This window comes from Streptomyces sp. SID486, assembly GCF_009865385.1.
Lineage (GTDB): Bacteria > Actinomycetota > Actinomycetes > Streptomycetales > Streptomycetaceae > Streptomyces.
The window spans coordinates 1-6,034 of sequence record NZ_WWJT01000137.1 but is presented as its reverse complement, the minus strand read 5'-3'; the positions used below and the strand labels follow the sequence as shown (position 1 = coordinate 6,034).

The following is a 6,034-nucleotide window of genomic DNA, read 5'->3' as shown; positions in this document are numbered from 1 at the left end:
TCGGCGAGAAGATCGACATCAACGGCGACGGCACCCCGCTGCGCTACATGGACAAGCCGAGCAAGGACGGCGGCTCGGCGGACAACTGGTCCTCCTCCGTCGGCAACAAGGACGTGCACTACTCGTCCGGCGTCGCGAACCACTTCTTCTACCTCCTGTCGGAGGGCAGCGGCGCCAAGACGATCAACGGCGTGAGCTACAACTCGCCCACGTACAACGGCTCCACCGTCACCGGCATCGGCCGCGCCAAGGCGCTGCAGATCTGGTACAAGGCGCTGACGACGTACATGACGTCGACGACCAACTACAAGGCCGCCCGCACGGCGACCCTGAACGCGGCGTCCGCGCTGTACGGCTCCACCAGCACCGAGTACAAGACGGTCGCGGCGGCCTGGGCGGCGGTCAACGTCAACTAGCGGCGGCCGGCACGACGCGCGAGGGGCGGCACCCGGGAGGAGGACCTCCCGGGTGCCGCCCTACGCTTGTGACCCATGTCCTCGGCGCCCTTCACCTACGAGCCGGTCGGTGCGACCCGCGACGACCCGACGGTCTGCCCGCCCGGCTTCCACCCCCTCTACGTCCGCACCCGCATCGGCGAGGGCCGGGAGGTGTTCCAGCGGGCCGCCGAGGCGGTCCTGACCTGGGAGATGCACCGCGCCCTGGGTGTCGGCATCGACGCCACGGCCGACCGCGCGGCCCCCGGAGTCGACGTCACGGTCACCCTCGCCGGCGTCGTCAAGGCCCCCTGCCGCATCATCTGGACGGCAGAGGAGCCCCGCCGCGCCGGCTGGGCCTACGGCACCCTCGAAGGCCACCCCGAGTGCGGCGAGGAGGTCTTCATGGTCGACCGCACCGGTGACGGCACGGTCTGGCTCACGGTCGCCGCGTTCAGCAGGGCGGCCAAGTGGTACGCCCGCGCGGGCGGCCCCGCCACCCGGGGCCTGCAGCACGCGTACGCCCGCCGGTGCGGAGTGGTCCTCCGCCGGCTCTGCGCCGACACCCCGGAACCCTGACCCGGCCCGCCCGCACCCCGCCCCCTCCGCCGCCGGCCCGTACCGTGGCAGCGCGCGGGACCCCGGGTGCGGGGGTCCCGCGCGCGGGCGTCACCTCAGCAGCACCCCCGCCCCCTCCACGACCTCCTCCGACGGCACCGCCAGGACGCCGAGTTCCGCGGCGGAGGCGAGCAGGGGATGGGTGGGCAGGATGCGGACCGTGTAGCCGTAGGGGCCGGTGCGGTCCAGGGAGAGGGGGCCCTCGTAGAGCAGGCGGCCCTCCAGGTCGGGGGCGCCGGCCGGTTTCAGCGGGACGATCGTGGCGTCGGTGATGCGGTCCTCCGCGTCCACGCGGCCGGACACCGCCTGCACCTCGACGTCGTCGGGGCTCAGCTCGCCCAGGTCCACGCGGACCCGCAGCCCCACGGTGGTGCCCAGCTCCGCCGTGGCCGTCGTCGCGGTCGTCTCGACGTGGTCGACGCTCACCCCCGGCCAGGCGCCCCGCACCCGGGCCTTCCACCGGGCCAGGTCCCGCGCGGTGTCGGGGGTCAGCGCGCGGTGCGCCCGCGCGGCGGGGGTGTAGAGCCGGTCGACGTACTCGCGGACCATGCGGCCGGCCAGCACCTTCGGGCCGAGCAGGGACAGGGTCTGGCGGACCATCGTGATCCAGCGGTCGGGCAGCCCGGCCCGCCCGCGCTCGTAGAAGCGCGGCGCGATCCGCTGCTCCAGGAGGTCGTACAGGGCCGCCGCCTCGATGTCGTCGCGGCGGTCGACATCGGTGCCGGCGCCGTCCGCGGTCGGGATGGCCCAGCCGAAGTCCGGCTGGAACCACTCGTCCCACCAGCCGTCCAGCACCGACAGGTTGAGGCAGCCGTTGAGGGCCGCCTTCATCCCGCTGGTGCCGCACGCCTCCAGGGGCCGCAGCGGGTTGTTCAGCCAGATGTCGCAGCCCGGGTAGAGCTTCTGCGCCATCGCCATGCCGTAGTCGGGCAGGAAGACGATCCGGTGCCGCACGCGCGGGTCGTCGGCGAAGCGGACCAGCTCCTGCACCAGCCGCTTGCCGCCGTCGTCCGCCGGGTGCGCCTTGCCCGCGACCACGATCTGCACCGGGTGGTCGGGATGCAGCAGCAGCTCCATCAGCCGGTCGCGGTCCCGCAGCATCAGCGTCAGCCGCTTGTACGACGGCACCCGGCGCGCGAACCCGATCGTCAGCACGTCCGGGTCCAGGACCCCGTCGATCCAGCCCAGCTCGGCGTTCCCGGCACCGCGCTGCCGCCAGGACACGCGCAGCCGCTCCCGCACCTCCGCCACCAGCTGCTCGCGCAGGGTCCGGCGCAGCTCCCAGATCTCCTGGTCCGCGATGTCCGCGACCGAGTCCCAGCGCTCGGAGCCGCCGACGGACAGCGCGTCCTCGGCCCGCTGGACGCCGATCTGCCGGGCCCCCAGCCGCATGACCTCCGGTGCCACCCAGGTCGGCGCGTGCACCCCGTTGGTGACCGAGGTGATCGGCACCTCCTCGGCGTCGAATCCCGGCCACAGGCCCGCGAACATGCCCCGGCTGACCTGCCCGTGCAGCAACGACACCCCGTTGGCCCGCTGGGCCAGCCGCAGTCCCATCACGGCCATGTTGAACAGGTTGGGCTCGCCGCCCGGGTAGGTCTCCATGCCCAGCGCCAGGATCCGCTGCACGTCGATGCCGGGCAGTTCGGCGTCGGGTCCGAAGTGCCGGCCGACCAGTTCCCGGTCGAAGCGGTCGATGCCGGCCGGGACGGGGGTGTGCGTGGTGAACACCGTCCCGCCCCGTACGGCCTCCAGCGCCGAGTCGAAGTCCAGCCCCTGCGAGGCCAGTTCGGCGATGCGCTCCAGTCCGAGGAAGCCCGCGTGCCCCTCGTTGGTGTGGAACACCTCCGGCACCGGGTGCCCGGTGAGCCGGCAGTACGTCCGAACGGCCCGCACACCTCCTATGCCGAGCAGCATCTCCTGCAGCAGCCGGTGCTCGCTGCCGCCGCCGTAGAGCCGGTCGGTGACCCCGCGTTCGCCGAGGTCGTTCTCCTCCACGTCGGAGTCGAGCAGCAGCAGCGGCACCCGGCCGACCTGCGCCAGCCAGATCCGGGCGCGCAGTGCCCTGCCGCCGGGCAGCGCGAGGGACACCTGGGCCGGGGTGCCGTCGGGCTCCTCCAGCTGGGTGAGCGGCAGCTCGTTGGGGTCGAGGACCGGGTAGTGCTCCTGCTGCCAGCCGTCCCGGGAGAGGGTCTGCCGGAAGTACCCGTGCCGGTACAGCAGTCCGACGCCGATCAACGGCACACCGAGGTCGCTGGCCGCCTTCAGATGGTCGCCGGCGAGGATGCCGAGGCCGCCGGAGTACTGCGGGAGCGCGGCCGTGATGCCGAACTCCGGGGAGAAGTAGGCGACGGCGGCGGGCAGGCCGTCCGACCGGGTCTGGTACCAGCGGGCGCCGGTCAGGTAGTCGTCGAGGTCGTCGGCGGCCGCGGTGAGCCGGCGCAGGAACCGCCGGTCGCCGGCCAGCTCGGCCAGCCGGGCCGGCCGGACGCTGCCGAGCAGCCGTACCGGGTCGCCGCCGGCCGCGGACCATGCCTCGGCGTCGACGGACTGGAACAGATCGCGTGTTTCCGCATGCCATGACCAGCGCAGATTGCGCGCCAGGTCGCTGAGCGGCCGGAGGGGGTCGGGGAGAACGGGACGGACGGTGAACCGGCGGATCGCCTTCACATTCCTACCTCGGGACGCGTTGCGGGTGAGACGCACCGAGCTGTACGTCTCGTCGTCGCCTTCGACGGTAGTGGTTACCGCACGGTCGGTGGGGACGTCTCGCCGGGGGTGTCGGAGGAGGCGTCAACACCCGGACACCGGGCACCTGGAAAAGGGGACCGGTCTTGTGCGCAGACATACGCGTGAGTAGTTAACAAGGTGCCGGATTGCCCACCCGAACCGGGTGGGAAGGCTCCTTCCGGTACACGCCCCACAGGAGCACCACAGCACGTCCGCAGGACCCACCTCCCCATATCCATCCGCCCACACCCACGTTGAAGCGGACAGGAGCGGTCATGCCCGCCACGCACCACTCGTCAGCACTCCCGACCGACAGCAGGAGCAAGGCAGCAGCAACGAAGGCGAAGACGACGGGCGGCAAAGGCGCGCCGCCGACCGGCGCCGCCGGCCCGCCCGGTACCGGGGAGCGGTCCTCCCCGGGTGCGGCCGCCACCCTGGGCCGCATCCCCGTCCTCGACGTACGTCCCGTGGTCCAGCGCGGCCGCAGGCCCGCCAAGGCCGTGACCGGGGAGTCCTTCGAGGTGTCGGCCACCGTGTTCCGCGAGGGCCACGACGCCGTCGCGGCGAACGTGGTGCTGCGCGACCCGGAGGGGCGGGCCGGCCCCTGGACGCCGATGCGGGAACTCGCCCCGGGCACCGACCGCTGGGGCGCCACCGTCACCGCGGGTGACCCCGGCCGCTGGACGTACACGGTGGAGGCGTGGTCGGACCCGCTCGCCACCTGGCGGCACCACGCCCGGATCAAGATCCCGGCCGGCCTCGACACCGATCTGGTCCTGGCGGAGGGCGCCGAGCTGTTCGAGCGGGCCGCCGCCGGGGTTCCCGAGGCACACCGGCGGCCCGTCCTGGATACGGCGGCGGCCCTGCGGGACGAGGACCGGCCGGCCGCCTGGCGTCTGGCGGCGGCGCTGTCGCCGGAGGTGGCGGCGGTGCTGGACCGGTATCCGCTGCGGGAGCTGGTGACGGCCTCGGACCCGATGCCGCTGCTGGTGGAGCGCGAACGCGCCCTGTACGGCTCCTGGTACGAGTTCTTCCCGCGCTCGGAGGGCACCGCGCAGCGGCCGCACGGCACGTTCCGCACCGCCGCCCGCCGGCTCGAGGCGATCGCCGAGATGGGCTTCGACGTCGTCTACCTGCCCCCCATCCACCCGATCGGCACCACGCACCGCAAGGGCCGCAACAACACCCTCACCGCCGGCCCCGACGACGTCGGCGTGCCCTGGGCGATCGGCTCGCCCGAGGGCGGCCACGACGCCGTCCACCCCGCCCTCGGCACGCTCGAGGACTTCGACCACTTCGTCGCCGAGGCACGCGCCCTGGGCCTTGAGGTGGCGCTCGACTTCGCGTTGCAGTGCTCCCCCGACCATCCCTGGGTGCAGAAGCACCCCGACTGGTTCCACCACCGCGCGGACGGCACCATCGCGTACGCGGAGAACCCGCCGAAGAAGTACCAGGACATCTACCCCGTCGCCTTCGACGCCGACATGGACGGCCTGGTCGCCGAGACGGTACGGGTGCTGCGGCACTGGATGGGCCACGGGGTGCGGATCTTCCGGGTCGACAACCCGCACACCAAGCCGGTGGTGTTCTGGGAGCGGGTCATCGCCGAGGTCAACCGCCGGGACCCGGACGTGATCTTCCTGGCGGAGGCGTTCACCCGGCCCGCGATGATGCACACCCTCGCCCAGGTCGGCTTCCAGCAGTCGTACACGTACTTCACCTGGCGCAACACCAAGCAGGAGCTGACCGAGTACCTGAGCGAGCTGGCGGGTGAGGCGGCGGCCTACATGCGGCCGAACCTCTTCACCAACACCCCCGACATCCTGCACGCCTACCTCCAGCACGGCGGGCGGCCCGCGTTCGAGGTCCGTGCCGTGCTGGCCGCCACCCTCTCCCCCGCCTGGGGCATCTACTCCGGCTACGAACTGTGCGAGAACACCCCGCTCACGCAGGGCAGCGAGGAGTACCTCGACTCGGAGAAGTACCAGCTCAGGCCCCGCGACTGGGAAGCCGCCGCACGCGAGGGCCGCACCATCGCACCGCTGATCACCCGGCTCAACGCCATCCGGCGGGAGCACCCCGCGCTACAGCGCCTGCGCAATCTCCGTTTCCACCGGACCGACAACGACGCCGTGCTCGCCTACAGCAAGAGCACGGGTACGGACACGGTCCTCGTGGTCGTCAACCTCGACCCGCATCACACCCAGGAGGCCACGGTCTCGTTGGACATGCCGCAACTCGGCCTGGACTGG

4 protein-coding genes are annotated in these 6,034 nt (G+C 72.6%); 3 read left to right on the top strand and 1 reads right to left on the bottom strand.

Annotation, left to right across the window (positions count from 1 at the left end):
* Together GT045_RS06660 and GT045_RS06655 are read left to right on the top strand one after the other, a co-directional pair.
* Nucleotides 1-416: M4 family metallopeptidase (locus tag GT045_RS06660; RefSeq protein WP_202515389.1), on the top strand; the 416-nt coding region annotated here is incomplete at its 5' end.
* A gap of 75 nt (nt 417-491) precedes the next feature.
* Nucleotides 492-1,013: a DUF1990 domain-containing protein gene (locus GT045_RS06655; RefSeq protein WP_161333592.1), complete on the top strand. Its 522-nt coding sequence runs from the start codon at nt 492-494 to the stop codon at nt 1,011-1,013.
* Between the two features lie 90 nt (nt 1,014-1,103).
* On the opposite strand, the gene glgP is transcribed toward GT045_RS06655, so the two are convergent.
* Complete coding sequence (glgP, locus tag GT045_RS06650) at nt 1,104-3,722, bottom strand: alpha-glucan family phosphorylase (protein WP_161297304.1); 2,619 nt, start codon at nt 3,720-3,722, stop codon at nt 1,104-1,106.
* Between the two features lie 335 nt (nt 3,723-4,057).
* Between glgP and GT045_RS06645 the strand changes: the two genes are divergently transcribed.
* Nucleotides 4,058-6,034: alpha-1,4-glucan--maltose-1-phosphate maltosyltransferase (locus GT045_RS06645; protein WP_161333591.1), on the top strand; the 1,977-nt coding region annotated here is incomplete at its 3' end.